This window comes from Plantactinospora sp. DSM 117369 (assembly GCF_053764795.1).
Map to the genome: position 1 here is coordinate 2,358,303 of NZ_CM132446.1, position 25,027 is coordinate 2,383,329.

17 protein-coding genes are annotated in these 25,027 nt (G+C 73.2%); 4 read left to right on the forward strand and 13 right to left on the reverse strand.

Annotation, left to right across the window (positions count from 1 at the left end):
* Window positions 1-78: 78 nt before the first annotated feature.
* Window positions 79-1,242, reverse strand: coding sequence for a cytochrome P450 (locus ACSMXO_RS10495; protein WP_455417523.1), 1,164 nt, complete (start codon window positions 1,240-1,242; stop codon window positions 79-81).
* Between the two features lie 9 nt (window positions 1,243-1,251).
* Window positions 1,252-1,944 (reverse strand): class I SAM-dependent methyltransferase, encoded by a 693-nt coding sequence (locus tag ACSMXO_RS10500; RefSeq protein WP_455417524.1) that lies wholly within the window; start codon window positions 1,942-1,944, stop codon window positions 1,252-1,254.
* A 228-nt stretch (window positions 1,945-2,172) separates the two neighbouring features.
* On the opposite strand from ACSMXO_RS10500, the gene ACSMXO_RS10505 reads away from it, so the two are divergent.
* A complete protein-coding gene (locus ACSMXO_RS10505) occupies window positions 2,173-3,117 on the forward strand; it encodes a hypothetical protein (RefSeq protein WP_455417525.1) in 945 nt (314 codons plus the stop codon).
* A gap of 68 nt (window positions 3,118-3,185) precedes the next feature.
* Here ACSMXO_RS10505 and ACSMXO_RS10510 read toward each other — a convergent pair whose 3' ends face one another.
* The gene (locus ACSMXO_RS10510; RefSeq protein WP_455417526.1) at window positions 3,186-6,149 is read right to left on the reverse strand and encodes a M36 family metallopeptidase; all 2,964 of its coding nucleotides are present in this window, start codon (window positions 6,147-6,149) and stop codon (window positions 3,186-3,188) included.
* Window positions 6,150-6,610: 461 nt separating this feature from the next.
* Between ACSMXO_RS10510 and ACSMXO_RS10515 the strand changes: the two genes are divergently transcribed.
* Window positions 6,611-7,909: an ABC transporter substrate-binding protein gene (locus ACSMXO_RS10515; RefSeq protein ID WP_346259518.1), complete on the forward strand. Its 1,299-nt coding sequence runs from the start codon at window positions 6,611-6,613 to the stop codon at window positions 7,907-7,909.
* Between the two features lie 183 nt (window positions 7,910-8,092).
* Here ACSMXO_RS10515 and ACSMXO_RS10520 read toward each other — a convergent pair whose 3' ends face one another.
* The 6 genes from ACSMXO_RS10520 to ACSMXO_RS10545 all read right to left on the reverse strand — a co-directional run bounded on the left by ACSMXO_RS10520 (window position 8,093) and on the right by ACSMXO_RS10545 (window position 16,915).
* Window positions 8,093-9,448: an alpha-L-fucosidase gene (locus tag ACSMXO_RS10520; protein WP_455417527.1), complete on the reverse strand. Its 1,356-nt coding sequence runs from the start codon at window positions 9,446-9,448 to the stop codon at window positions 8,093-8,095.
* Window position 9,449: 1 nt separating this feature from the next.
* On the reverse strand, window positions 9,450-11,372 hold the full coding sequence (locus ACSMXO_RS10525; protein WP_455417528.1) for a polysaccharide lyase family protein: 1,923 nt from the start codon (window positions 11,370-11,372) through the stop codon (window positions 9,450-9,452).
* Window positions 11,373-11,660: 288 nt separating this feature from the next.
* On the reverse strand, window positions 11,661-12,842 hold the full coding sequence (locus ACSMXO_RS10530) for an IniB N-terminal domain-containing protein (RefSeq protein ID WP_455417529.1): 1,182 nt from the start codon (window positions 12,840-12,842) through the stop codon (window positions 11,661-11,663).
* Between the two features lie 390 nt (window positions 12,843-13,232).
* Window positions 13,233-14,903, reverse strand: coding sequence for a M16 family metallopeptidase (locus tag ACSMXO_RS10535; RefSeq protein ID WP_455417530.1), 1,671 nt, complete (start codon window positions 14,901-14,903; stop codon window positions 13,233-13,235).
* Window positions 14,900-15,850 (reverse strand): hypothetical protein, encoded by a 951-nt coding sequence (locus tag ACSMXO_RS10540; protein WP_455417531.1) that lies wholly within the window; start codon window positions 15,848-15,850, stop codon window positions 14,900-14,902. Before ACSMXO_RS10540 ends, ACSMXO_RS10535 begins: the two co-directional genes overlap by 4 nt.
* Before the next feature lie 93 nt (window positions 15,851-15,943).
* Window positions 15,944-16,915 carry a helix-turn-helix transcriptional regulator gene (locus ACSMXO_RS10545; protein WP_455417532.1) on the reverse strand — a complete coding sequence of 324 codons (972 nt, stop codon included), beginning with the start codon at window positions 16,913-16,915 and terminating at the stop codon, window positions 15,944-15,946.
* 62 nt (window positions 16,916-16,977) lie between these two features.
* Between ACSMXO_RS10545 and ACSMXO_RS10550 the strand changes: the two genes are divergently transcribed.
* Both ACSMXO_RS10550 and ACSMXO_RS10555 read left to right on the forward strand, forming a co-directional pair.
* The gene (locus tag ACSMXO_RS10550; protein WP_455417533.1) at window positions 16,978-17,535 is read left to right on the forward strand and encodes a DinB family protein; all 558 of its coding nucleotides are present in this window, start codon (window positions 16,978-16,980) and stop codon (window positions 17,533-17,535) included.
* Window positions 17,536-17,540: 5 nt separating this feature from the next.
* Window positions 17,541-17,975: a VOC family protein gene (locus ACSMXO_RS10555; RefSeq protein ID WP_346259510.1), complete on the forward strand. Its 435-nt coding sequence runs from the start codon at window positions 17,541-17,543 to the stop codon at window positions 17,973-17,975.
* Window positions 17,976-17,995: 20 nt separating this feature from the next.
* Here ACSMXO_RS10555 and ACSMXO_RS10560 read toward each other — a convergent pair whose 3' ends face one another.
* From ACSMXO_RS10560 to rhaI, 4 genes are all read right to left on the reverse strand, one after another.
* Window positions 17,996-20,182: an acyltransferase family protein gene (locus tag ACSMXO_RS10560; protein ID WP_455417534.1), complete on the reverse strand. Its 2,187-nt coding sequence runs from the start codon at window positions 20,180-20,182 to the stop codon at window positions 17,996-17,998.
* A 137-nt stretch (window positions 20,183-20,319) separates the two neighbouring features.
* Window positions 20,320-21,801: a rhamnulokinase gene (locus ACSMXO_RS10565; protein ID WP_455417535.1), complete on the reverse strand. Its 1,482-nt coding sequence runs from the start codon at window positions 21,799-21,801 to the stop codon at window positions 20,320-20,322.
* Entirely contained in the window at window positions 21,798-23,867 is a 2,070-nt protein-coding gene (locus ACSMXO_RS10570; RefSeq protein ID WP_455417536.1) for a bifunctional aldolase/short-chain dehydrogenase, read from the reverse strand. Before ACSMXO_RS10570 ends, ACSMXO_RS10565 begins: the two co-directional genes overlap by 4 nt.
* Entirely contained in the window at window positions 23,864-25,027 is a 1,164-nt protein-coding gene (gene rhaI / locus ACSMXO_RS10575) for an L-rhamnose isomerase (RefSeq protein WP_346259506.1), read from the reverse strand. Before rhaI ends, ACSMXO_RS10570 begins: the two co-directional genes overlap by 4 nt.

Below are 25,027 nucleotides of genomic sequence, written 5' to 3' on the forward strand. Positions count from 1 at the left end.
GATCCTTTGTTCGAGTGAGCCGCGTCTCATCCCCCGACCGGCAGCGGCCGGCCTGGTGCAGACCGAATGGAACAGGGCTCAGCGGCGCGCGACGACCAGCGCGTCCGGCATCCGGAACGACAGGTTGTCCGGACACCAGGGCGCCCGGAGCACGGTCACGTCGGCCAGCAGCGGAGCCGTCTCGGCGACCACCACCGCCGCCTCCAGCCGGGAGAGCTGGGCACCGACGCAGCGGTGCGCCCCGGCCCCGAACGCCAGGTGCCGGCGGGAGCCGCGCTGCCCGGGCACGAACGCCTCCGGTGCGGCGACCACCGCCGGATCGCGGCCGGCGCGGGCCAGCCAGAGCACCAGGCTGGTCCCCTCCGGTACGGGGGTGCCGGCCAGCTCGGTGTCCCGGGCGGCGACCCGGCGCCAGGTGACGATCGGCGGCTCCAGCCGCAGCGCCTCCTCGACCACGTCCTCGACGTCCACCGTGCCGGCACGCACTCCGGCGACCACCTCCGGGGTGCCGGTGAGCCGGTGCAGCAGCAGGGTGAGGAACTGCGAGGTGGTCTCCTGACCGGCGACCAGCAGGAAGAACAGGGCCCCGATCACGACGTCCGGCGGATGCCCGGCGGTACGCAGCACGCCGGCCAGCCCGGCGCCGGTGGCGGCGAACTCCCGCAGTACGGCGTGGAACCGGCCCACCACGTCGGCCAGTACCCGCTGTCGGGGCAGGTCGACCGGTGCCCAGAACAGCTCCAGGGCGGCCCGGGTGAACTCCTTGACCACCTCGGCCGGCGCCTCCGGCAGGTCGACCAGCCGGGCCAGTACCAGCAGCGGCAGGTCGGCGGCGAGGTCCGCGTACAGGTCGACGGGCTCACCGGCGTCGAGCGCGGCGTCGAGCCGGCCGACCCGCTCCCGCACGAGGGTGGTCAGCCACGGCCGCTGGGCGGCGACCCGGTGCGGATGCAGCGCCTCGGCCACGATGCCCCGGATCTCCGGATGACTCGGCCCGCCGTTGTTGGCCAGGGTGGGGGGCAGCCGGAAGCCGTGCCGGGCGAGGATCCGGAGCGCGCCGACCGGGATCGGGGTCATCGCGTCCAGGGCGTTGTCCGGGCGGAACGTCTCGGGATCGGCGAGCACCTGGCGGACCAGCGCGTGCCTGGTCACCACCAGGTGTTCGACCCCGACGTGGTCCGGCACCGCGACCACGTCCGGCCACGCCCGCTCGTCCGGCTCCTGCCAACTACGGAACAGCACCCGGTCACGCTAACCAGTACCGGCGCGGTGGCCGGTGCCGCCGGTCGCCGGGGTGACCTTCGTCAGTTCCCAGACCCGGCTGTGCTTGACCCGGACGCTCTCCAGGGCGACCGTGACCGGGATGTCGTAGCCGGCCAGCGGCTGGAACCGCTCCCTGGGCAGGTACGCCCGCTCCGGGTCGCCGACCAGCACCCGGGCGCCGGCCCGGGCCGCCCGGATCAGGAACCGGAGCACCCGGTTCGCCATCGCCTGGCTGTAGAAGACGTCGCCGGCCAGTACCACCTGGGCGCCGCCCGCGTCGCCGTCCAGGATGTCGCCGAGTTCACCGGCCACCGCCACCCCGTTGGCCTCGGCGTTGGCCTCGACGGCGGCCACCGCCATCCGGTCGATGTCGACGGCCCGGACCTGCGCGGCGCCGGCCCGGGCGGCGGCGATCGCCACCAGTCCGGAGCCGGACGCCAGGTCCAGCACCCGTCGCCCGGCGACCGTCTCCGGATGGTCGAGCAGGTAGCGGGCCAGCGCCTGGCCGCCGGCCCAGGCGAAGGCCCAGAACGGTGGCGGCTGCTCGCTGCGGAACTCGCCCTCGGTCAGCTCCCAGAGGCCGATCGGCTCGGCCGCCTGGTGCAGCCGGATCTCCGGTATCGCCGACACCGGGGTCAGGTGGGCGTACCGTCGGACGAACTCAGCCGGGCTCTCGGACACAACCGCCGATTGTGCCGGTCAGCCGGCCGGGCACACCGCCCGCCCCCGGCGTCCCGCCCGTCCAGTCCGGTTCCCGTACCCGGGCGTGTCGCGGTGCAGTGGTAACCGGTTCAGCACTCCGCGTCAAAATCACCCTCTTCATTGCTGAATGGTGCTGATACGCCAGTCTTCCGCGCATCCAGCAATGCCCATAGCGTCCATTGAGTACGCAATCGGCGTGGATGGGTGGTGGTGACGGTGTGGCGGCTCGCGACCCGGCTCGGGTCCACGCTGGTGTGCGCGACGGTGGGCTGGGCGATGCTGCCGGCCGATCCGGCCGGGGCGGCTCCCGGCTTCGACACCGCGTTGACCCGGCTACCGGGGCGGTTCGTCGCCGGTGCCGGTGCCGAGACGGTCACCGCGGTGATCTCCACCACCCTGGACGGCGAGTGCCGCAAGGTCCGCTGGTCGCTGGTGCTGCGGGCGGACGGTCTGCGGCTCGACCAGATCGGGGTCGACCGCATCGAGCAGGCCGGCGTGGTCCCGATGGACGTCCGGGGCGAGGGCGGCGGGGCCAGGCTCACCGACCGGGATCTGGACCCCGGCACGCTGTGCCGGGACCGGACGGTCACCGCCCAGTACCGGCTGGCCGTCGACGACGCGGTGACGGACGGCCGGATCGAGTTGACGGTGGAGGCGTTCGACGCCCAGTCCCGGCTGCTCGACCGGCGCAGCGCCACCCGCGAGGTGATCAGCGAGCGGAGCGGAGCGCCGCCGCGGCGCGCGCCGGCACCGAACACACCGGAGCGGGCCCGGCCCACCCCGACCGAGGCGGCGCCGAGCCCGACCGAGCCGGTCGAGCCGGAGCCGACCGAGTCGGTGGAGGGCGACTCACCGGTACTCGCCGAGGGGCCGGAGGGGGCCGCCGGATCGGACGGGGGCGGCTCGGGCGGCGGCGAGGCCAGTGCCACCGCCGGTCGGGGCGGTACCGGGCTGACCGGGATCGGCTTCGCGGTCGGCGCCCTGCTGCTCTTCCTCGGCGCCGGCCTGCTGCTCCGGCTGCGCTTCCGCAACCGGTTGGCGGCGGCGACGCCCGCCCCGGCGCGCCGGGGCCACCAGGCCGCCGCCCGACGCGGCCACCCGGAGGCGGTACGACGGCGCGGCGGTGCCGCCCGGCGCTATCCCGACTGGTGATTCGATCGGATACGCGGAGCGGCCCCGCCCGATCCTGAACCGCGATCGGACGGGGCCGCTCTCGCCGCTTACCTGCCGAACGCCTGGAACTCCGCGATCCGGACCTGGCTGCGGGCCGGGCTGGCGGTCGTGCAGTCGGTGCTGGTCGTCGGGTCGTTGTCCTGCTCACCGGCGTACTCCGGGCCGCCGGTGCACTGGCTGTGCCGCACCTGGATCCGCAGGTGCGTGGCGACCGTACGCGGGATGTCGAACGAGCGCAGGTTGACGTCCCGCGAGTACGCCCGGTACTTCCCGCCCGGGAACGCGTCCGACCGGCTGGTGTACACCGTCCGGTAGTTGGCGTCCACGGTGCAGTCGACCCGGGTGGCGTCGCAGGCCAGTACGGCGAACGAGCGCAGCGCCGAGAGGGCGTTCTGGCTGCGCGGGTCGGCCGGGTCGGCGGCGTTCGTCGGCCGCAGGTAGGCACTCACGTTCACCCGGCGTACGGTCTGCGGCCGGTCACCGGCGAGGTCGACGGTGACCTGCCTGCCGGCCACCCCGTCCAGGGAGGCCCAGTTGGTCGCCTCGGTGTCGTCGACCAGCTTGTCGGTGTTGACCCCGTCCCCGGCCACGGTCGCGCCGGAGGCGGCCGAGGCGAGGTTGCGGTTCAGCTCCAGCTCCAGGGTGACCGGCTTGTCGCCGTGCCGGCCCCGGCCGGGCTCGAACTCCCGGCTGAACCGGGTGTGCCCGAAGCCCGGGGCGACCGCCACGAACGAGAACCTCGTGTCCGCGATCACCTCGAAGGTGTCCGGTAGCGGGGTGGCCGGGTCGGTGTCCGCGACCGGGACGGCCCGGGCCTCGTACTCGCCGAGGTAGAGCCGGATCGGCGCGTCCCGGCTCTCGCCGTCGGCCTTGAGCTGCACGGTGACGTTGCGGGCGCGCGGCGAGGCGAAGCTCGGCGTCGGGTCGGTGTCGGCGGCGCCATTGGTGGCGGCGTCCCGGCCCATCCCGGAGACGGCGAAAGCGTTCCAGATGATGTCCTGGTTGGCCCCGCCGAACCGGAGCTGGTCCGCGGCGAGCATGTTGTCCCGCATGTCCAGCATGCTGACCGAGCTGGCCGCCTGGAGCAGGTACGAGTCGAAGACGAGCTGGCTCCAGCGCCGGTTGCCCGGGCACTTCTGCACCGCGACCTTGCCGAGGGCGCAGTCGAGCTGCTTCGACGGCGTACCCTGGCCGTACCGCCTGACCAGCGCGGACCGGACCCGGTAGTTGGTCGCGCCCCAGATCTCGCCGTCGGCGTGCACGGCCGGGCCGGCGGTGTTGTAGCCGATATCGGAGTAGTTCAGCGGGCTGCGGCTGAGGTCGTAGTTCCGGATGCCGCTGACGGTGTTGCCGGTGACGTAGCCGCCGATGATGAACGGCGTCTCGCCCGGGGCCCGCAGGTTGTGCTGGAAGAGATACTCGGCGGCCATCAGGTCGCTCCAGGACTCACCCATGGCGCCGCCCTGGTGGCCGCTGATGCCGCTGTTCGGGCCGCCGATCATCCGGTTGGTCACCGCGTGCATGTACTCGTGCCCGATCACCGTCATGTCGTAGTCGCCGTCCACGCAGGGCGGGTACGGGCCACCGGCGGCGGGCTGCCACAGGTACATGTTGGTGCTCGGCGGGAGGCCGTCGCGCGGGGTGCTCTGGTTGGCGTTGTTCCGGTTGCCGCTGAGCGCACCCTGCTGGGCCCGGCCCTGCTCGGCGTCGCCGCCGAGGCCGTCGGCGGTGAGGTTGACCGCCTGGAGGTTCCAGGCCGCCTCGTCGAAGCCGAGCCGGTAGGTCCAGTCGTGCATCCGGTTGTGCATCGCGAAGAGGTTGGCGATCGCCGCGTTCGCGTCGTTGTCCTGCGCGGCGGCGAAGACCGCCGGGTCGCACTTGGAGGTCTTCCACGCGTCGGTGAACGGGTAGACGTAGTCCCGGGTCGGGCTCTCGGTTGCCGGTACGGCGGGGGTGCCGCCGCCCCACGACACCACGGTGCTGGCCGAGTTGCCCCGCGCGGTGCGCGTCGGGGCACCGGTGGCCAGGTCGACGTCCCAGGCCTGCCCGCTGTTCGGGTCGCGGACCGGGCGCTCGCAGCCGCGCTCGACGGTCAGGCACCAGAGCACCCGGGAGTCCCGGCCCGGCTCGGTCCTGCTCGGCGGGGTGGCCGGGAAGACGGCCCACTTCGGGTTCTCGGAGTCGAAGTCGACCAGGTCCTCGCGGACCAGCACGGTGCTGCGCTCACCGTCGACGAAGGTGGTGAACGCGGTCGGGTGGTCGGTCCGGTCGGAGATCAGGGTGACCTCCCAGGCGGCCCGGGGCGCGGCGTCCGGCACCGGCACGGCGACCTGCCGGATGTCCCGGCTGGCCACCTCGTCGGGGGTCAGCCCGGCGTCGGCCAGCGCCACCGCGTACGCCTGGTCGGCGGTGACGGTGACCGGCTGGGGGGTTCCGGTGTTCCGGGAGAGCGAGGAGCTGACGTTGATTACTGTGCCGCCGGTGATGGCGATGCTGACCAGTCCGTCGTAGCCGGCCGGCAGGTCGCCGAAGCGCTGCCGCAGGGTCACCACGGCACCGGCGCCGATCTGCCGGACCAGCAGCTTCTCCAGGCTGGCCACGGCCGCGCCGTCCAGACCGAACAGCTCGCTGTTGCGGGCCAGGTACTGCCGCGCGGCGGTCTCCGGGTCGGCGTCCAGCCCGGTGGCGAGTGGGCCGTCGGTGGCGGTCAGCGCGTGCGGGGTGCCGAGCGCGTTCCACCGGACCTCACCGGCGACCTGGTTGGCCAGGCCGCGCTGCCGGGCGTTCGGTGCGGCCGAGCCGGCCCGGTTGTCCACGTCCCGGTGGGCGTGACTGCCCCCGTACGACTCCGGGTGCTCTCCCGGCTGGACCGTAGCGCCGGGGTCACCGGCGGGTGCCGCGTTGGCGCTGGTGGCGCCGGGCAGCAGGGCGGCGGCCAGCACGGCCGCCATCAGCGCGGGCAGCCCGCGCCGACCGGTCCAGATCGTTGATCTCCACCGGGTATGTGGCAAGGCGTCCTCCTTGGACGAGATACGACGAAGCCGACCGGTCAGGTCGGCTTACGGGTGGGGGAGTTGGATCATGAGCGCGTGTAGATACGTGAATATCAGCCGGTGCCAGGGGAAGCAAGGAAAGGTCGGGTACCGGCCACGGGGATAGGTCCCGTTCGTATAACGGTTCGGCCGGGCCGCTGGGTTTTCCGGCGTTCCCGCAGGTCCGGCCGGTCTTCGTCGCGGCGGTGTCTCTTGACAAGCGGCCCGCGTCACACCTAGCGTCCGGTTCTGTTGGATCGTTTCATTGCCGTACCGCACGACCTGCCACCGTCAATTACCGCCCCCGCGACCCGGCCCGACGTCGAGGGAGGATCCGCCGCTGCCTGCCCAGGCATCCCTGCGCCCGCACAGGCAAGCGGTTTCCTGCCCCGACGTCCCGCACCCACCGGCCGTCGTCGCCCTCGGGAAGGAGAATGTCCATGGTGCACACCCGACGGGCCCGCCGAGCCGTGAGGGCCGCAACCCTCGCCGCGGCGGCCCTGCTCGTCCTGCCGCTGGCCGCCTGTGGCGGTGGTGACGACGCCTCGGACGGCCCGGTCACCCTCGACTTCACCTGGTGGGGCAACGAAGACCGGGCCAAGGTGACCGAGCAGGCCATCGACCTGTTCGAGAAGAAGTACCCGAACATCAAGGTGAACACCTCGTTCGGTGCCTTCGACGCGTACTTCCAGAAGCTCTCCACCCAGATCGCCGGTGGCGACGCGCCGGACGTGGTGCAGATGGACCGTGCCTACCTGCGGGAGTACGCCGACCGCAACGCGCTGCGCGACCTCACCGAGTACATCGAGGACGGCACTCTGAAGGTCGGGGACATCACCCAGACGCTGCTCCCGGCCGGCAAGGTCGGCGACGCGACGTACGCGGTGCCGATCGCGCAGAACACCCAGGGCGTCGTCTACGACCCGGCGCTCTGGCAGAAGGCTGGCGTGCCGGCGCCGAGCCCCGAGTGGAGCTGGGCCGACCTCCAGGCGGCCGGGCAGAAGCTGAGCCAGTCCAGTGGCGGCAAGGTGGCCGGCTTCGGCGACTTCGGCTTCGCCATCGACTGGTTCGACATCTGGCTGCGCCAGCGGGACAAGGCCATCTACACCGACGACGGCAAGCTCGGCTTCACCGAGGCGGAGCTGACCGAGTTCTGGACCATGACCGGCCAGATGCGCGCGGTCGGCGCGCTGGCGCCCCCGGCGCTGACCACCCAGCTCGACGGCTCGATCACCAACTCCTCGCTGATCAAGAAGGGCGTCACCGCCGAGGTCAACTACGACTCCGGGTTCACCGGCATGGTCAGCGCGTACGGCGCGCCGCTGGCCATCGCGCCGATGCCGAGCGACACCCCGAAGCGGGGGATGATCGCGGCGATGTCGATGGCCTACAGCGTCGCGCAGCGCAGCGAGCACCCGAAGGAGGCGACCATGCTGGTCGACTTCCTGATCAACGACGTCGAGGCGGGCAAGGTGCTGGCGGTCTCCCGGGGCATGCCGGCCAACGCCAAGGTGCGGGACGCGATCGCTCCGACCCTGGCCCCGAACGACAAGCTGGTCTACGAGTTCGAGCGGTCCGTCGTCGACAAGCTGCTGCCCACCCCGCCGCCGCAGCCCAAGGGCGGCGGCGCGGTCAAGGCCGAGTTCCAGCGGATCTACGACGAGGTCATCTTCGGCCGGATCCCGGTCGCCGAGGGTGCCAAGCGGGTCATTGACGAGGCCAAGAGCCAACTCGGCTGAGGCCAACCGCGGACACCGGAGGGTGCCCCCGTCCCGGATGGGACGGGGGCACCCGCGTTTCCGGCCGGCGGCCCCGGAATGCGGCGGGGCCGGGAACCCGGGCGGCCGACCCGGCCATCCGGCCGGCCGCCCGGGCGTCTTCCCCGGGCTCGCGGTCGTGCGCGCGAGTCGTTCGGGCAGCGGTCAGGACCCGGGGTGTACCGCGAACACGTGCGCCGGGGCCGGCGGCAGCGGGCCGACCGTCAGCACCGGGCCGTCCGGGCCGGGACGCCACCGGGGCTGCGCCGCCGCCGGGCCGACCGCCCGGAGCCGGGCCCCGGGCGGCAACGACAGCCCGGGTACCCCGAACTCGGGGCCCGGGTCGCCGAGCACGATGAGGTAGCGGACGTCGTCGCGCCGGGTGAACCGGACCGGTACCCCGGCACTGGTGACCGCCGCGGGCACCTCGCATGGACGGGTGCCGTAGATCGCCTCGCCGTACCCGGCCAGCCACCGGCCCACCTCGGGCAGCACCGCCCGCTGTGCGGCCGGGACGACGCCCCGGTCGTCCGGGGTGATCCCGAGCAGCAGGTTGCCGTTCTTGCTCACCACGTCGGCGAGCAGGTGCACCACCTCGGTGGCGGAGAGCAGGTGCTCCGCCGTCTCCTGCCGGTTCCAGCCGAACGACAGCCCCAGCGCCCGGACCGTCTCCCACGGCACCGGATCGATCTCCGACCGGGTGCCGTACTCCGGGGTGCGCACGTCGGCGCGGTCGCGGGAGAAGCGGTCGTTGACCACCCCGTCCGGTACCGCCGCGTAGTAGTCCGCGACCAGCCGGTCGGGGTCACCGGCCGACGGATATCCGATGTCGTTCCAGAGCACGCTCGGCCGGTACCGGTCGATCAGCTCGCGCCAGTGCGCGTCCACGTACCGGGCGTATCCCGGCGAGTCGGGGACGCTCGCCGCCACGTCGGCCATCCGGCGGATCGGCAGGTTGCCGAAGGTCCAGTCCAGGCCGCCGGAGTAGTAGAGGCCGTAGCGCAGGCCACGCTCGCGCACCGCCGTACCGAGTTCGCCGATCACGTCCCGCCCGGTCTGCCACCGTGGCAGGTGCGGGTTGGGGTGTGCGGAGGGCCAGAGCAGGAAACCGTCGTGGTGCTTGCTGGTCGGCACGACGTACCGGGCGCCGGCCGCCGCGCAGAGGTCGGCCCAGGGCGCCGGATCCCAGTCCCGGACCGCCGCGACGAACTCGGTGCGGAAGTCGGCGTACGGCCGGTCGCCGTGCACCCGCCGGTGGTACGCCCGGGTCGGTCCGGCCAGCAGGTAGGTGTTCTGGTACCACTCGGCGTACGAGTGCCGGGCCAGCGGGTCCGAGTGCTCCGCCGCGCCCGCGGGGCCGTCCGAAGTGGACTCGTCCGGGCCGGTCCGGCCGGCGCCGAGCAGCCGTACCACCTCGTCGTCCAGGGGCGCCCAGGCCGGGACGGAGTAGAGGCCCCAGTGGATCATGATGCCGAACTTGGCGTCCCGGTACCAGGCCGGGGTCTCCCGCTCCCCGCGCACGTCAGTCGAGTTCCAGCCGGATCGCGTCGTACGCCGCCTCGTTGCCCAGCTCCGGCGGGGTGTCCTCGTTGATCGCCAGGGTGATCTCGTTGCCGGTCCGGCGCAGCGCGCCCGCGTCGAACCGGAACTCCCGCCGGTAGTGCCGGCCGCCGCAGGCGCTGCGGTAGGTGGCGCCCCGGGCGTCGTCCGGCGCGAAGGTCCAGATCAGCCGCAGCTCGTTGACCCGGATGGTCAGATTGCTCGGCAGCGGCGGTACGTCCCGGGCAGTGTCCATCGCCCAGGCGGCGAGCGCGACGGTCAGCGTGGCGGTCGCGCCGGGCCGCACCGGCCGGTCGAGGTCGAACCGGATCCGCCAGGGCGGCACCGGTTCCCCGTCGACCCGCTGGAACTGGAGGTAGTTCCAGTCGTCGTCACCGCTGCGCCCGACCGTGTAGACCACCCCGTCCGGGAAGTCGGCCTTGAAGAACCGCGCGGTGCCCCACTGCCGGAACTCGTCGCCGCGGCGGAACTCCGCCGAGGTGCGGTCGGGGGTACCGAGCTGGAAGACCGTCCGGCCGTTGCGGGGCGGCTCCCAGTGCAGCTCACCGAGGTCGACCCGGCCACCGGCCGGCACCGGCACGTCGTCGCGGACGTACTCGCCCCAGGTGCCGGGCCGGTAGACGGTGAGCCGGTACGTTCCGGGCCGCACGTCGGGCAGCCGGAACACCCCGCCGGGGCTCACGTCCGTCCAGTACGCGTACCCGAGCGCGGTCCGCTGGAAGTCCAGCCGGTTGTCCGAGAGCACCGCCACCGCGCCGCGCAGGTGCGGCTGGCCGGCGAGCCGGATCCGGCCGTGCACGGTGCACCGCTGCGGGCCGGGCGTCCAGCCCGGCAGCGCCACCCGGTCGTAGAAGTCCCGGTGCACGTCGAGGCGGGCGTAGCGCAGCGCCTCGGCACGCATCCGGGCCGGGTCGTCGCCCCGGCTCAGGTAGACGAAGTACGGCCCGTACGTCTTCTCCCACGCCTGGCCGGCGGCCACCCGTACCGGTGGCGAGCCGTAGTGCGTCGCCTGCGGCTCGACCAGCAGCACCGGTCGGCTGGTGGTCTGGTGCAGGGTCAGGTCCTGCCGGACCGGGCCGCCGCAGAACGCCTCCCGGTTCGGCTGGACGGCCCAGATCCCGTACCCGTTGCCGTAGAGGCCGTGCACCACGTGGTCCTTGAGGTAGGTGGCCCAGTCGTACTTGGTGTAGTAGCGCCGGGGATAGGCCGAGCCGAGGCCGGCCAGGTCGTGCGTCGCGTCCATGACCATGGGAGCGGCGGCCAGCTCGGCGGGGGTGGGCATCCGGGCGGCACCGTCCCGCCACGGTGCACCGATCGGGTCGTCCTCGACCGAGACGTGCGTGAACAGCTCGGGGTCCAGGTAGCAGACGTACCGGTGCTGGTCGGAGCGGAAGCCGTGCAGCTCGGGCGGGTGCTGGAAGACGGTGGCCAGGTGGATGCCGGGCTCACCGGCCCGGACGATGTGGTGCCGCTCCAGCCAGAACGGCCCGCCGTTGGTCGGGCTGTACCGGAAGGCGATGTCGACGAAGTCGTCCCCGCGCCGGATCTCGTACGAGTTCTGTGCCGGCGGCAACGGCAGCGGATCGCCCTCCATCGCGTTGTTCATGTCGAAGTTGCCGCGACCGCCCGCGCCGAGCAACTCCTGACCGTGCAACCGCAGCGAGGTCAGCCGGCTGGCGCTGGTCTTGCTGACGGTGATCTGGACGGGGCCGTTGTCGACGACGATCTCGGTGTCCGTCTCGGTGACCTCGCAGCTCGTCTGCGCTTCGCTCGGCTGCCCCTCGTCGAATGCCGCACCGGCGGCCGCGCCGCCGGTTGCGGCACCGATCCCGGCGCCGAGGACGGTCGCCGCGCTGATCCGATGAAAGTCCCTGCGTGCGATCACGTCGTGTCCTCCCGATCAGGAGCATCGGATGTCTGCCCACGATGGCCGGCCACAGCGTCCGGCCATCGCCGGCAGAACCGTCCCGGCGTGACTGCCGCCCACTCCCAGTTGAAACGAATCAATCGGATTACGACGCTATTGCGCTCCGAGTAGACCTGTCAAGGCACCGTCACCAGACATCCGATGTCAGGGCGGGATCGGGCCCGCTCTTCGGGGGTAAAGTGCGACGGCGGTGCCCGGACCAGCCGCTTTCTGGTCCGGGCACCGCCGTCTTGGTGCGGGTACAGCTCAGAGCACGCCGTCGGTGAGCAGGTCGGTGGTGCCGCCCAGGTCGGCGCCGCCGACCAGCCCGGTCACGCTGCCCAGGGTGCCGCCGAGGTCGGTGACTCCGCCGACGGTGTCGGTGACGCCGCCGAGGGTGCCGTCCAGGTCGGTGACTCCGCCGACGGTGTCGGTGACGCCGCCGAGGGTGCCGTCCAGGTCGGTGACTCCGCCGACGGTGTCGGTGACGCCGCCGACGGTGCCGCCGAGGTCGGTGACTCCGCCGACGGTGTCGGTGACCCCGCCGACGGTGCCGCCCAGGTCGGTGACGCCGCCGAGGGTGCCGCCCAGGTCAGTGACGCCGCCGACGGTGTCGGTGACCCCGCCCAGGCCGATGCCGCCGAGCGTCCCGTCGACGGTGCCGGTGACCCCGCCGACCGTGCCGGTGACGCTGTCCAGGGTGCCGTCGAGGTCCGCCACGCCACCCAGGTCGGCGACGTTGGTCAGGTCGGTGATGGTGGTCAGGTCCGTCACGCCGCCCAGGTCGCCGGCACCGACCAGGCTGGTCGTGCCGGCCACCGTGGAGGTCACGGTGCTGGCGGCGAAGTCGGCGGTGCCGAGCACGCCGTCGACGGTGTCGACCCCGCCCGCGGTGCCCAGCACCGTCGAGTCGAGGGTGTCGGCCACGTCGTGCACGCCGGACAGATCCACGCTCAGGCCGCTGTCCAGGCCCAGCACCGGCAGGGCGGAGCTGACACCGACCTCCAGGCCGTTGGGGTCCACGCTGACGGCGCCCACGCCGGCCACATCGACGTCGACACCGGTGCTGTAGACGCCGGCGGTGAACTGGTTGGCGACGGTCTGCACCTGGCCGACGACGCTGGTCGGGCTGAGGCTGACCGAGCCGAGGCCCAGGCTCTCCACCGCGCCGAGGTCGGTCAGGCCCTGCAGCGGTACGGAGTCGACCACCAGCGGGAGGACGTCCGCGACGTCGGCCGGGACCACGTCGCCGAGCCCGACGCTCTCCAGCGTGCCGGTCGGGTCGAGTTCGTACGCCGTGCGCAGGTCCACGTCGGTGAGCAGGTTGACCACGAACTCCTGCAGGGTCTGGGTGGATTCCACGGCGGGAGTCGCCTCGGGGGCCGGGGCGGGGGCAGGGGCCGGGGCCGGAGCCGGGGCGGGGGTCTCCACGGTCGGTGCCGATTCCACGGTGACGATCTCCTCAGAGGTTTGGGCGGGATGATCTGGGCATGTCGTTCCAGACCTGGCGCCGACCGTACGGCGTTGCCGACGTACCGGACATCGGGGACGATCCCCGGTTCTCGCCCTAACCGGCTAGGTGCGAGACCCGGCCGCGGGTTAGGGGCATAGGGGCTGCGGCCGGCGGATCACCCCGAGCACGGCCCCGCTGCCGCCCCGCCACACCGGACCGGGCCGACGGATCGGCCCAGTTCACCCCGGCTGCCCTTCTGGGGTCGGGGCGCTGGCCCGGACACCCCGCAGCCGACGGGTCCGGTCGGGGAAGTCCGCGCCAGCCCTCAGCCGATCGCCACGGCGGCGCGCTGTCCGTACCGCCTGCCCTGCCCCGAGTTCGGCCGACTACTCGTTACCGTGCCAGATCTTCCACAGGGCCCGGCCCAGGTAACTGGCGATCATCCATCCGCCGATCGCGGCCAGCGGACTGCCGTCCACCTCGCCGATCACGATCCCGATCGACACGGCCAGGGCCAGGCCGCCGATGCCGAGGGTGAGCACGCCGAGCACGCCGATCCGCACGTGCCGACGGGTCATCCGACGCCGCTGCCGGGGAGCGCCGCGTCGTGACTGGGGCCGGGGGATCTGGTCCGGGTCCCGGGCTGGCAGCGGCACCTGGGCCTGCGGCGGCACCCGGTCGTCGACGCGTACCTGGTCGGCGTTGCGGTAGAGAGTCGGTTCGATGCGTACCGAGATCCCGTCCTCGCCGATCAGCAGCCGGCCCCCGTCCGGCCAGCCCAGCATCGCCGCGCACCGGTCATACCGGACGGTTGCCGGCGGAGCGCCGTCCGAGGTGACGCTCACGCCCTCGGCACCGACCACTAGGCGCTGGGTCGGGTCGCCCAGCCCGGGGTACGCCGTGCCGGAGACCGCCTCGGCCGACGTGGACGGTGCGGCGACGAAGCCCGCCCAGTCTGCGGTACACCCCACCGGGGTCATCAGCAGCGCGGACGCCAGCGCCTCGCCGGCGACCCGGTGCACCTGTTCGACGGTCACCGCCTTCAGTTCCGTCGCCAGATCGTCACTGGAGCTGACCGGATAGCCGGTGAGGAGGTTGAACGCGGCGGCCGGCAACCGCGCGGCGTCGGCCTCGGCGGTGCCGAGCGCGTCCGTGGCCTTGCCGACCACGGCGGCGACCTCGGCGTCGTCGATCCGGCCCACCCGCAGTTCCGCCAGCACGTCGACGAAACCGCCGAGCACGGCGCCCTGCTTCTCCGGCAGCGCGTCGGCGAGCGCGGTGATCACGGCGAACCCGTCTCCGCGCGGCTCGTAGTCGGCCGCTGCCGTGTAGGAGAGACCGGCCTCCTGGCGCAGCGCCCGGAACAGCCTCCGCTCCAACACTCCGGTGAGGACGGTGGCCGCGGCCTGTCGGGGTACCACCGACTGGAAGCCGGTGGCCTGCGAGCCGCCGGGGAAGAAGGCCGGCGTACGGGGCAGGGCCGAGGAGGCGGCCGGTGCCGGGCACCTCTGTCCGGATGGGAGGGCGAGGGTGAGTCCGGCCGGTACGTCCTCCCCAGCGACCCAGAGCACGGCGTTCTCCCGGGTGAAGTACCGCGCTGACCATTCGCGCAGGTCGTCGACGGTGACCACCTCGAGTCCCCATTCCGGGTAGCTGACCAGGCCGTAGTCCCGGGCGCCGTACCGCCACAACGGCATCGCCGAGATGGCCGGGTTGCTCCGGCCGCTCCACTCGGTACGCAGGATCGCCCTCTCGGTCTCCAGCCGATCAGCGGCGAGCCGGTCCAGAGAGGTGCAGACGCCGGTGAGGAAGGTGACGATGTCGGCGGCCGAGCCCTGCATGTGGAAGTGGGTGACGCTGGTTCCGGTGGTGCCGTTGTAGTGGTAGTCGGCGACTCCGAGCGGGTGCAGCACCAGGTGTTCCAGCAGGTGGGTGACGCCCCGCCGGGCCAGCGTCTCGTCGGCCTGGCCAACCCGGAACATCAGACCGGCGTGCATCGGACCGGTGGTCGGGGCGACCAGGGCCGGTACGCCGTCCACCTCCAGCTGCCGGATCACCGCACACCTGCCTTCTGGTACGCCTCGCGGCGGGCCTGCTCGAACCTGGCGATCGGGTCGCCCGACATCTCCCACGGCTCCACGCTGACGAGGTGGCCCAACCCGTCGAAGAGCCGGGCCGAGGTCCGGTGGTCGTCGATGATGGAGAGCATCATCGCGAAGGTGTTCTGCACCAGCACCCAGCCGGGCGTACGCCGGAACGCCGGGTGCAGCACGGAACGCTCCGCGGCCTCCCGCAACCGGGCGCGCACCTCCGGGTCGGTCCAGTACCGCCGCCGGTTCGCGCCCTCCAGTTCGGCAAGGTGCTCCAGTTGGGCCTCGGCCACCAGTACCGCGTTGTGCGCTCCTTCCGGCGCGGCGAGCATGGCTGACCGGGCGAAGTCGTGGATCGCCTCGAAGGATCCGCCCCACTTCGGGCAGAGCTGCTGGAGGAGCTGACGCTGTCCGGGCAGGTGGTGAGGGTCGCTCGCGGCGAGCCGGTCGTAGCGGCGCCGCGCCTCGGCGGTGCCGAGCTGTAGGCCACGGACGGTGATCAATCGGAGCGTCCACAGTGTCGGATCGGTCGGATGGCGGGCGGTCGCGTCGATCAGCAGCCGTTCGGTGTGTCGGAGCATCTCGTGGAACCGGTCGAACTGCTCGCGGCTGACGTGCTGGGCGCGTTTGCGGGTGCGGACCTCCCACGCCTGACGGATGAGGAGGTCGCCGAGGAACGCGGCGGCCAGCGGCTCGTCGGGGTTGGCCTGGGCCAGCTCTTCAAGGAAACGACGGTCGCCGTACCCGTCGACGGTCAGCCGGAGCAGGGTCGTGCGGGCTCCGGGCTCCTCGGCCACAAGCCCGGCGCGTACCGCCGGCCAGTCGCCGGCCCGCAGCGCGGCGCGGAGGCCGGCCAACTGCGGATAGGCGGCGGTGGGGTCGGTGGTGAGGGCGGGGGCGGGCGCGACGGGCATGGCGGGCATCGTAACGAGATCTTGTTCCGGCCGGCTCACCCTTTCCGGTCGAGGCCGGCCGGTCCGGGAGCACTTCGTGCGGGTGACCGTGGACTACTCCGGACGCCGCGACCCGGACCGGCTCCGGGCCCGGTCCAGTCGCCCGGCCAGGACGCCGAGTTCGTCGGCCAGCTCGGCGGGTTCGAGCACGGTGAACTCGGGGCCGAGCAGGGCGAGGTGCAGCGCCAGGAAGCCGAGCCAGTCCGCTCCGGTGCTGAGCAGGCAACTGTTCCGGTCCACCGCCTCCACCAGTCCGGCCGTCGGCGGGACCCGTTCGGCGATCTCCTCGGCCGGTGCGTGCACCAGCACCCGGGCGCGGTACCGGTACGGTGCCGCCCCGACCGAGTCCGCGACGAAGGTCGCCGGGTCGGGCGGGTCGTGCGGCGTGAACCGCTGCCCGGTCGAGCGGAGCCCGTCGATCCGGTCCACCCGGAACGTACGCCAGGCGTCCCGGTCGGTGTCCCGGGCCACCAGATACCAGCGCTGGCCGGTGTGCACCAGCCGGTGTGGCTCCACCCGGCGGATGCTGGTCGTGCCGTCGCGGCTGTGGTAGTCGAAGGTGAGCCGGTGCAGGTTCTGGCACGCCTCGGCGATCGCGGTCAGCAGGTCCGGGTCGACGGTGGGTGCCCTGCCGGCCAGCGGGACGGTGGTCAGCCGCAGCGCGGCGGTGCGCTGCCGCAGCCTGGCCGGCAGGATCCGGTCCAGCTTGGCCAGCGCGCGCAGCGAGGTCTCGGCGATGCCGGTCACGCTCTGGCTGGCGGCGGTACGCAGGCTCAGCACGACCGCCACCGCCTCGTCGTCGTCGAGCAGCAGCGGCGGCAGCGTCGACCCCGCGCCGAGCCGGTAGCCACCGGCGACGCCGGGCGTGGCCCGGACCGGATAGCCGAGGTCGCGCAGCCGGGCCATGTCCCGGCGCAGGGTACGCACCGTCACGTCCAGCCGCTGCGCCAGTTCCGGGCCGGTCCACTCGGTCCGGGTCTGCAGGATGGCGAGCAGGCGCAGCAGCCGTGCCGAGGTGTCGAGCATTTTCCGAGTCTGCCAGCAAACCAGGAACGGTCCTGTCCTCAATTGGGACTAGCCTGCGAAACATGGACATCGACTGGACCGGACAACTGGTCGACCAGGTGGACTGGCACTGGCAGCACCACCTGCGGCCCCGGCTCGACGGGCTCACCGACGAGGAGTACCACTGGGAGCCGGTCGCCGGCGGCTGGGGCGTACGCCCGCGCGACGGGGTGGACGCGGCGGTGGCGCACGGCGCCGGCAGGTACGTCATCGAGTACGCGCTGCCCGAGCCGACGCCGCCGCCGGTCACCACGATCGCCTGGCGGCTGGGGCACCTCATCGTCGGAGTGTTCGGGCAGCGCAGCGCGGCGCACTTCGGCGGGCCGCCGGTCGACTACGACAGTTTCGACTACGCCGGCACCGCCGCCGAGGCACTGCACCAGCTCGACACGGCGTACGCCACCTGGCGGGACGGCGTACGCCGGCTCGGCCCGGACGGCCTGGCCCGGCCGTGCGGCCCGGCCGAGGGCCCGTACGCCGAGTTCCCGATGGCCGCCCTGGTGCTGCACATCAACCGCGAGACCATCCACCACGGCGCCGAGATCAGTCTGCTCCGTGACCTCTACCGGGCCCGGAGGTGACCCGAATGGCGTACGAGTTCCAGGTGACACAGGACTGTGCCGACCCGCACGTGCTCGCCGACTGGTGGGCGGAGACGCTCGGCTGGCAGGTGGAGCCCTCCGACGAGGCGTTCATCCGCCGCATGGTCGCCGAGGGGCACGCCACCGAGGACGACACCCGGACCTACCACGGGGTGCTGGTCTGGAAGGAGGGGGCGGCGATCCGGCACCCCGAGGGGACGCAGCGGGCGCCACGGGTGCTGTTCCAACTCGTTCCGGAGGCCAAGACGGTCAAGAACCGGATGCACCTCGACGTCCGTACCGGTGCCGAGGACCTCACGCCGGTGGTCGAGGCGCTGGTGGCGCGCGGCGCGAAGTTCCTGCACAACGGACGCCAGGGCCCGTACACCTGGGTCACCCTCGCCGACCCGGAGGGCAACGAGTTCTGCGTCTCCCGCTAGCCGGGCTGCCGGTGGCCGGCTCAGGGGGCGGCCGCGAGAATCCGTTCGAGCGCGCTGCGCAGCCGTGGTGCGAGCGTACCGGCGTAGGTGGCGGTGAGGTGCTGGTTGTCCCGGTAGACCAGCACTCCGCCGATGACCGGGGCGCAGCGCTGCCTGGGGCAGATCGTCCCGGTGAGGTCGATCAGGCCGACCCGGGGGAGGTCCTCCAGCGCCGCGAGCTGCGCGGCTCCGGCGCCGGTCGCCAGGGCGTCCTGCCGGTCGGCTGCGCACCGGGTCAGCCGGCGCGGGTTCGCCGACACGCATTTCGGGCTGTCGGCCGCGAGGATCGGGGTGCCCCGGAGCACCACCGTGGGCACCCCGGCCGAAACCAGGTCCGACCAGGTGCGCCGCATGCCGTCCACCAGCGCGTTCTCTGCCCGCTCGCCGTTCAGGCCCCGACCGCCGGCCATCGGCCGGTAGCGGGAACTGGTGGTCAGCAGCAGTGCGGGCCGCTCCGGGCCGGTGAGCGCGGCGCGGACGTTGCGGTACCACCCGGCGCAGGCGTCCCGCTGCGGCTGGTCTCCGGTCAGCATTTCGAGTCGGAGGAACGGGCAGTTCGGCTTGAGGTACGTCACCAGCCGCCAGCGTTTCGCCAGCGCGACCGCCTGCAGCGCCGGTACCCAGCTCGCGGCGTGGCTGTCGCCGGCCAGCGCGACGGTGAACGGGGCGTCCCGGTCGCCGTACACGCACGCCTGGGCGGTGCCGCTGGTGACCGGGGGGAAGCAGTTGTGCCGGTAGACGTCGGGCTGGTCGGCCGCGGCGTCGGCCGGGTCCGGGGTGATCGACCGGACCCGGTCGACCGGGACGCCGGCCTGGCTCTTCTGGGGCGACCGGCCCAGCGCGGCGGCGCCCGGTGCCGCCGATGGCACCGGGCTGGGCAGCGCTGACACCGGTGCGGCGGCGGGTGGCGGGACCGGCCGCTCGGGCGGCCAGACGGTGAGCTGGAAGAGCAGCCCGGCGAGGATTCCGGCGGTGGGGAGCAGCGCGCCGACCCGGAGTACCTGCCCTGGTGACCAGCCGTCCAACGTACCGGTCCGGGCCGGGATCTCGACGTACCGGTGGGTGAGGACGGCGAGCAGTACGGCCCCGCCGAGCACGCCGAGATCGGCTGCCAGCGGTAGGTCGCCGAACCGGGCGTGCGCGGCGACCAGCAGCGGCCAGTGCCAGAGGTAGAGCGGATAGCTGACGGCTCCCGCCGCCCGCAGCGGCCTCGCGCCCAGCACCCGGTACACCGCACCCGGCCTCGCCGGCACTGCCGCCGTACCCGTGGCACCGGCCGGCATGCCGATCGTGCCGCCGGCGATGATCGCGGCCGCGCCCAGCGCGGGCAGCAGGGCCAGCGGTCCGGGAAACTCCGGGCCGGGCCGCAGGGTGAGTACCGCGACCGCGACGGCGGCCAGTCCGGCCCAGCCAAGCAGGGTGCCGAGGCGCCGGGGCAGTCCGGCCAGTCGCGCCCCGAGCAGGGCCAGCACGGCGCCGAGGGCCGGCTCCCAGAACCGGGTGGTGGTGACGAGGAAGGCGCGCCCCGGTTCGGCGGCGGTGTGCCAGACCGACCAGGCGAACGAGCCGAGCGCGAGCAGCCCGGCGGTGAGCAGCAGCGGGCCGGCGAGCCGCACCGGGCCGCTGCCCGGCTGCCCCCGGCGGCGTACCGTCCAGGCCGCGACACCGGCCGCCAGCAGCGGCCAGACCAGGACGAACTGCGCGGCGACCCCGACCGCCCAGAGCTGGGCCAGCAGGCTGGCGTCGGCGTCCGGGACGACCGCCTGGGCGTCCTGTGCGGCGAGCCGCCAGTTCAGCACCTGACCGGCGCCGGCCAGCACGTCCCAGCCGGCCGCCGACCAGCGGCTCCGGGGCAGGCAGGCCAGCGCCAGTGGCAGTGACGCGGCGAGCACCAGCGTGCCGGCCGGCAGTGTCCGCCGGACCCGCCGGGCGAAGAATCCGGCCAGGTCGATCCGTCCGGTGCGCTGCCACGCACCGAGCAGGGCGCCGGTGACCAGGAAGCCGAAGACCACCAGGAAGACGTCAACGCCGACGAAGCCGCCGGGGACGATGCCGATTCCGGCGGCGCCCAGCAGCAGCGACCCGACGGCCAGGGCGCGCAGGCCGGTGAGGTCAGCCCGGGTCGGGCCGGCGGCGTCCGTTCGGGACCGTGGTCGCGACCGCACCATTGTTGAACCTCCGGCCCAGGTTTCTGTCCAGTTAGTCCCTTCTTAACAGATAAACATCCTGATAGACGCCTTTTGACGTTTTCGAGCGGCGTTCACCTCGGCCCGGAGCCGGTGACGCCGGGTTGGACGGTCTGCGGCTATCCGTCGGCCAGGCCGGCCCGCTCCGCCGCCGCCCGCCAGGCGGCCTCGCCGCCGGCCCGCGGCCGGTAGGTCCGGGTCGATCCGGTACGCCGCAGCAGCGCCCGCAGCTCCGTCAGCCCGCCGTCCAGTACGCCGAGCGCCCTGGCCTGCACCAGCGCGTTGCCCAGCGCCGTCGCCTCCACCGGCCCGGCCACCACCGGCAGACCACACGCGTCGGCGGTGAGCTGGCAGAGCAACTCGTTGCGGGCCCCGCCGCCGACCACGTGCAGCACGTCCACGCCGCGACCGGACAGCCGCTGCGCCTGGCGTACCGCGACCCGGTGGGCCAGGGCCAGACTGTCCAGGATGCACCGGGTCAGCGCCGCCGGCCCCTCGGGTACCGGCTCGCCGCGCCGGACGCACGCCTTCGCGATCCGGGCCGGCATGTCGCCCGGAGGCAGGAAGACCGGGTCGTCCGGGTCGACCACGGCGGCCAGCGAGGGCGCCCGGGCGGCGGCGGCGAGCAGCGCGGTCAGGTCGTCGGCCAGCCCCTGCGACCGCCACACCCGCAGCGACTCCTGGAGCAGCCAGAGCCCCATCACGTTGCGCAGGTAGCGGACCGTGCCGTCCACCCCGGCCTCGTTGGTGAAGTTGGCCGCCCGGCTCGCCTCGGTCAGCACCGGCGCGGGCAGCTCGACGCCGACCAGCGACCAGGTGCCGCAGGAGATGTAGCCGAACCGGTCGTGCTCGGCGGGTACCGCCGCGACCGCCGACGCGGTGTCGTGCGAACCGACCGCGGTCACCGGTACCGGCCGGTCGGTCCCGACCGCCTCCCGGACCTCCGGCCGCAGCTCGCCGACCGGGTCGCCGGGCCGGCGCAGCGGCCCGAACAGCCGGGCCGGCAGCCCGGCCCGGGCGATCAGGTCGGCGGACCATTCCCGGGTACGCACGTCCAGCAGTTGCGTGGTGGAGGCGTTGGTCACCTCGGTCCCGGCGACCCCGGTCAGCCAGTAACCGAGCAGGTCCGGGATGAGCAGCAACGTCTGCGCCCGGTCCAGGGCCGGGGTGCCGAGTTCGGCGGTGAGCTGGAACAGCGTGTTGAACGGCAGCAGTTGCAGCCCGGTCGTCCGGTAGAGATAGTCGGCGCCGAGCGCGGCGACCACCCGTTCCTGCACCCCGTCGGTACGCCGGTCCCGGTAGTGCACCGGGTTGCCGACCAGCGCGCCGGTGGCGTCCAGCAGCCCGTAGTCCACGGCCCACGAGTCGATGCCGACGCTGGCCAGGTCGGGCCGGCGGTGCAGCACGGCCCGCAGCCCGGTCAGCGTCTCGGCGTAGAGCCGGGGGACGTCCCAGTGCAGGGTGTCGAGCAGCCGGACCGGCCCGTTGTCGAACCGGTGCACCTCGGTCAGCGTCACCCCGTCCGGGGCGACCTCGGCGAGCATCACCCGGCCGCTGGCCGCGCCGAGGTCGACGGCCGCGACGGCGGTCGAACCGGTCATCGAAGGAACGCCGCGGCCACGCCGGAGTCGACGGGTACGTGCAGTCCGGTGGTGTGCGACAGCTCGCCGCCGGTCAGCGCGAAGACCGCACCCGCGACGTGCTCCGGCAGCACCTCCCGCTTCAGCAGGGTACGCCGGGCGTAGTAGGCGCCCAGTTCCTCCTCCGGCACCCCGTACACGGCGGCGCGCTGGGCGCCCCAGCCGCTGGCGAAGATCCCGGAGCCGCGTACCACGCCGTCCGGGTTGACCCCGTTGACCCGGATGCCGTGCTCGCCGAGTTCGGCGGCGAGCAGGCGTACCTGATGCGCCTGGTCGGCCTTTGCCGCGCTGTACGCGATGTTGTTCGGCCCGGCGAAGACCGAGTTCTTGCTGGAGATGTAGACGAGGTCCCCGCCGAGGCCCTGGTCGAGCATCAGCCGGGCGGCGGCCCGGGAGACCAGGAAGGAGCCCTTGGCCATCACGCCGTGCTGGATGTCCCAGTCCGCCTCGGTCGTGTCCAGCAGCGACTTCGAGATGGAGAGCCCGGCGTTGTTGACCACCAGGTCGACCCCGCCGAAGGCGAGCGCCGCCTCGGCGAAGGCGCCCTCGATCCCGGCCGCCTCGGTGACGTCCACCGCCACCGCGATCGCCCGGTCCGCGCCGCCGATCTCCCCGGCCACCGACGCCGCGCCCTCGACGTTGCGGTCGGCCACCACCACGCAGGCACCCTCGGCGGCCAGCCGACGGGCGATCGCCGCGCCGATCCCGGAACCGCCCCCGGTGACCAGCGCGACCCGGCCCGCCAGTGCCTTCGGCTTCGGCATCCGGCGCAGCTTCGCCTCTTCGAGCTGCCAGTACTCGATCCGGAACTTCTCCGCCTCGTCGATCGGGGCGTACGTCGAGACCGCCTCCGCCCCGCGCATCACGTTTATCGCGTTGAGGTAGTACTCGGCGGCCACCCGGGCGGTCTGCTTGTCCCGGCCGAAGCTGAACATCCCGATCCCGGGCACCAGCACGATCGCCGGGTCGGCACCCCGGATCGGCGGCGAGTCCGGCTCGGCGTAGCGCTCGTAGTAGGCGCGGTAGTCCTTGCGGTACTCCTCGTGCAGCTCGCGCAGCCGGGTCACCACCTCGGGCAGCGGCGCGTCCGGCGGCAGGTCGAGCACCAGCGGCCGGACCTTGGTCCGCAGGAAGTGGTCCGGGCAGGAGGTGCCGAGCGCGGCCAGCCGCGGGTGCTCGGCGCGGGACAGGAAGTCCAGCACCGCCTCGTCGTCGGTGAAGTGTCCGACCTGGAACTGCCCCTGCTGCCGGCTGTCGGTGCTGGCCAGCCCGCGCAGCGTCGGGGCCAGCGCGGCGGCCCGCTCCCGCCGCTGTTCCGCCGGCAGCGCCGCGTACCCCGCAAGCACCGCGCCGAACGGCTCCGGCCGGCCGTGCTCGGCCAGGAACCGGGTGGCGGTCTCGATGATCTCCAGTGAGCGGGCCTCGCACTCGGCGCTGGTGGCGCCCCAGGCGGTGATCCCGTGGCCGCCGAGGATCACGCCGATCGCCTGCGGGTTGTCCCGGGCGATCGCGGCGATGTCCAGGCCGAGCTGGAAGCCGGGCCGGCGCCACGGTACCCAGAGCACCCGGTCGCCGAAGCAGCGGCGGGTCAGCTCCGGGCCGTCGGCGGCGGTGGCCAGCGCGATCCCGGCGTCCGGGTGCAGGTGGTCGACGTGCGCGGCGTCGACCAGGCCGTGCATCGCGGTGTCGATCGACGGTGCCGCCCCGCCCCGGCCGTGCAGGCAGTAGTCGAAGGCGGCGACCATCTCGTCCTCGCGGTCCACCCCGGGATAGACGTCGACCAGGGAGCGCAGCCGGTCCAGCCGGAGCACCGCCAGCCCCGCCTCGGTCAGCGTGCCGATGTCCCCGCCGGAACCCTTGACCCAGAGCAGTTCGGCGGGCCCTCCGGTGACCGGGTCGGCGCCGGTCGCCTTGGCCGAGGTGTTGCCGCCGCCGTAGTTGGTGTTGCGCCGGTCGGCGCCGAGCCGGTGGCCCCGGGCCAGCAGCGCGGCGACCTCCGGATTCGTCGGTCCGGTGCTCACGATCATGCCCCCCAGCCGGCCTGCTGCCCGCCGACCCGCTCGGCGGCGATCCGCTCGGCGTAGCCGGAGCGGGCGTACGCGGCCATCGGATCCGGGTCGAGGCCCATCTCCTGGCGGACCTCCGCCAGCATCGGCCGTACGTCGGTGTTGTACGCGTCCATCAGCACCCCGTTGGCGCCGAGCACGTCCCCGGCGGCCTGTGCGGCGGCCAGCGCGTCGGCGTCGATCAGCAGCGCCTTGGCGGTCGCCTCCTGGACGTTCATCACCGAGCGGATCTGGGCCGGGATCTTCGGTTCGATGTTGTGGCACTGGTCGAGCATGAAGTTGACCCCGGACTCGGCCCGCAGCGCGTCGGCCCGGACGATCTCGTGCATGATCCGGAAGAGCTGGAACGGGTCGGCCGCCCCTACCATCAGGTCGTCGTCGGCGTAGAACCGGGAGTTGAAGTCGAAGGCGCCGAGCTTCCCCTCCCGGAGCAGGAAGGCGACGATGAACTCGATGTTGGTGCCGGGGGCGTGGTGGCCGGTGTCGATCACCACCTGGGCCCGGTCACCCAGCTTGAGGCAGTGCGCGTACGCGGTGCCCCAGTCCGGTACGTCGGTCAGATAGAACGCCGGCTCGAAGAGCTTGTACTCCAGCAGCATCCGCTGCTCCGGCCCGAGCCGTCCGTAGGTGGCGTGCAGCGCCTCGGCCAGCCGGTCCTGCCGGGCCCGGATGTCGTCCTGGCCGGGATAGTTGGTGCCGTCGGAGAACCACAGCTTCAGGTCGCGCGATCCGGTGGCGTCCATGATGTCGACGCACTCCAGCAGGTGGCCCAGGGCCTTGCGCCGGATCCGTGGGTCGGGGTTGGTGACGCTGCCCAGCCGGTAGTCGTCGTCCTGGAAGACGTTGGCGTTGATGGTGCCGATCCGCACCCCCCGCTCGGCCGCGTAGGACGCGAGCTTGCCGAAGTCGTCGACCCGGTCCCAGGGGATGTGCAGCGAGACCACTGGGGCGACTCCGGTGAACGCGTGCACCTGTGCGGCGTCGGCGATCTTCTCCTCGGGATTGCGCGGCACCCCGGGCTGGCTGAACACCTTGAACCGGGTGCCCGAGTTGCCGTACGCCCAGGAGGGCACCTCGATCCGTTGCGCGCGCAGCGCCGCCCGGACGTCGGTCTCGGTCAT

Bases quoted from the DNA above. Each gene is read 5' to 3' on its own strand.
- ACSMXO_RS10515 (WP_346259518.1), top strand. From the start codon at position 6,611: ATGGTGCACACCCGACGGGCCCGCCGAGCCGTGAGGGCCGCAACCCTC.
- ACSMXO_RS10540 (WP_455417531.1), bottom strand. From the start codon at position 15,850: ATGCCCGTCGCGCCCGCCCCCGCCCTCACCACCGACCCCACCGCCGCC.
- ACSMXO_RS10545 (WP_455417532.1), bottom strand. From the start codon at position 16,915: ATGCTCGACACCTCGGCACGGCTGCTGCGCCTGCTCGCCATCCTGCAG.
- ACSMXO_RS10550 (WP_455417533.1), top strand. From the start codon at position 16,978: ATGGACATCGACTGGACCGGACAACTGGTCGACCAGGTGGACTGGCAC.
- ACSMXO_RS10555 (WP_346259510.1), top strand. From the start codon at position 17,541: ATGGCGTACGAGTTCCAGGTGACACAGGACTGTGCCGACCCGCACGTG.
- ACSMXO_RS10560 (WP_455417534.1), bottom strand. From the start codon at position 20,182: ATGGTGCGGTCGCGACCACGGTCCCGAACGGACGCCGCCGGCCCGACC.
- ACSMXO_RS10565 (WP_455417535.1), bottom strand. From the start codon at position 21,801: ATGACCGGTTCGACCGCCGTCGCGGCCGTCGACCTCGGCGCGGCCAGC.
- ACSMXO_RS10570 (WP_455417536.1), bottom strand. From the start codon at position 23,867: ATGATCGTGAGCACCGGACCGACGAATCCGGAGGTCGCCGCGCTGCTG.
- rhaI (WP_346259506.1), bottom strand. From the start codon at position 25,027: ATGACCGAGACCGACGTCCGGGCGGCGCTGCGCGCGCAACGGATCGAG.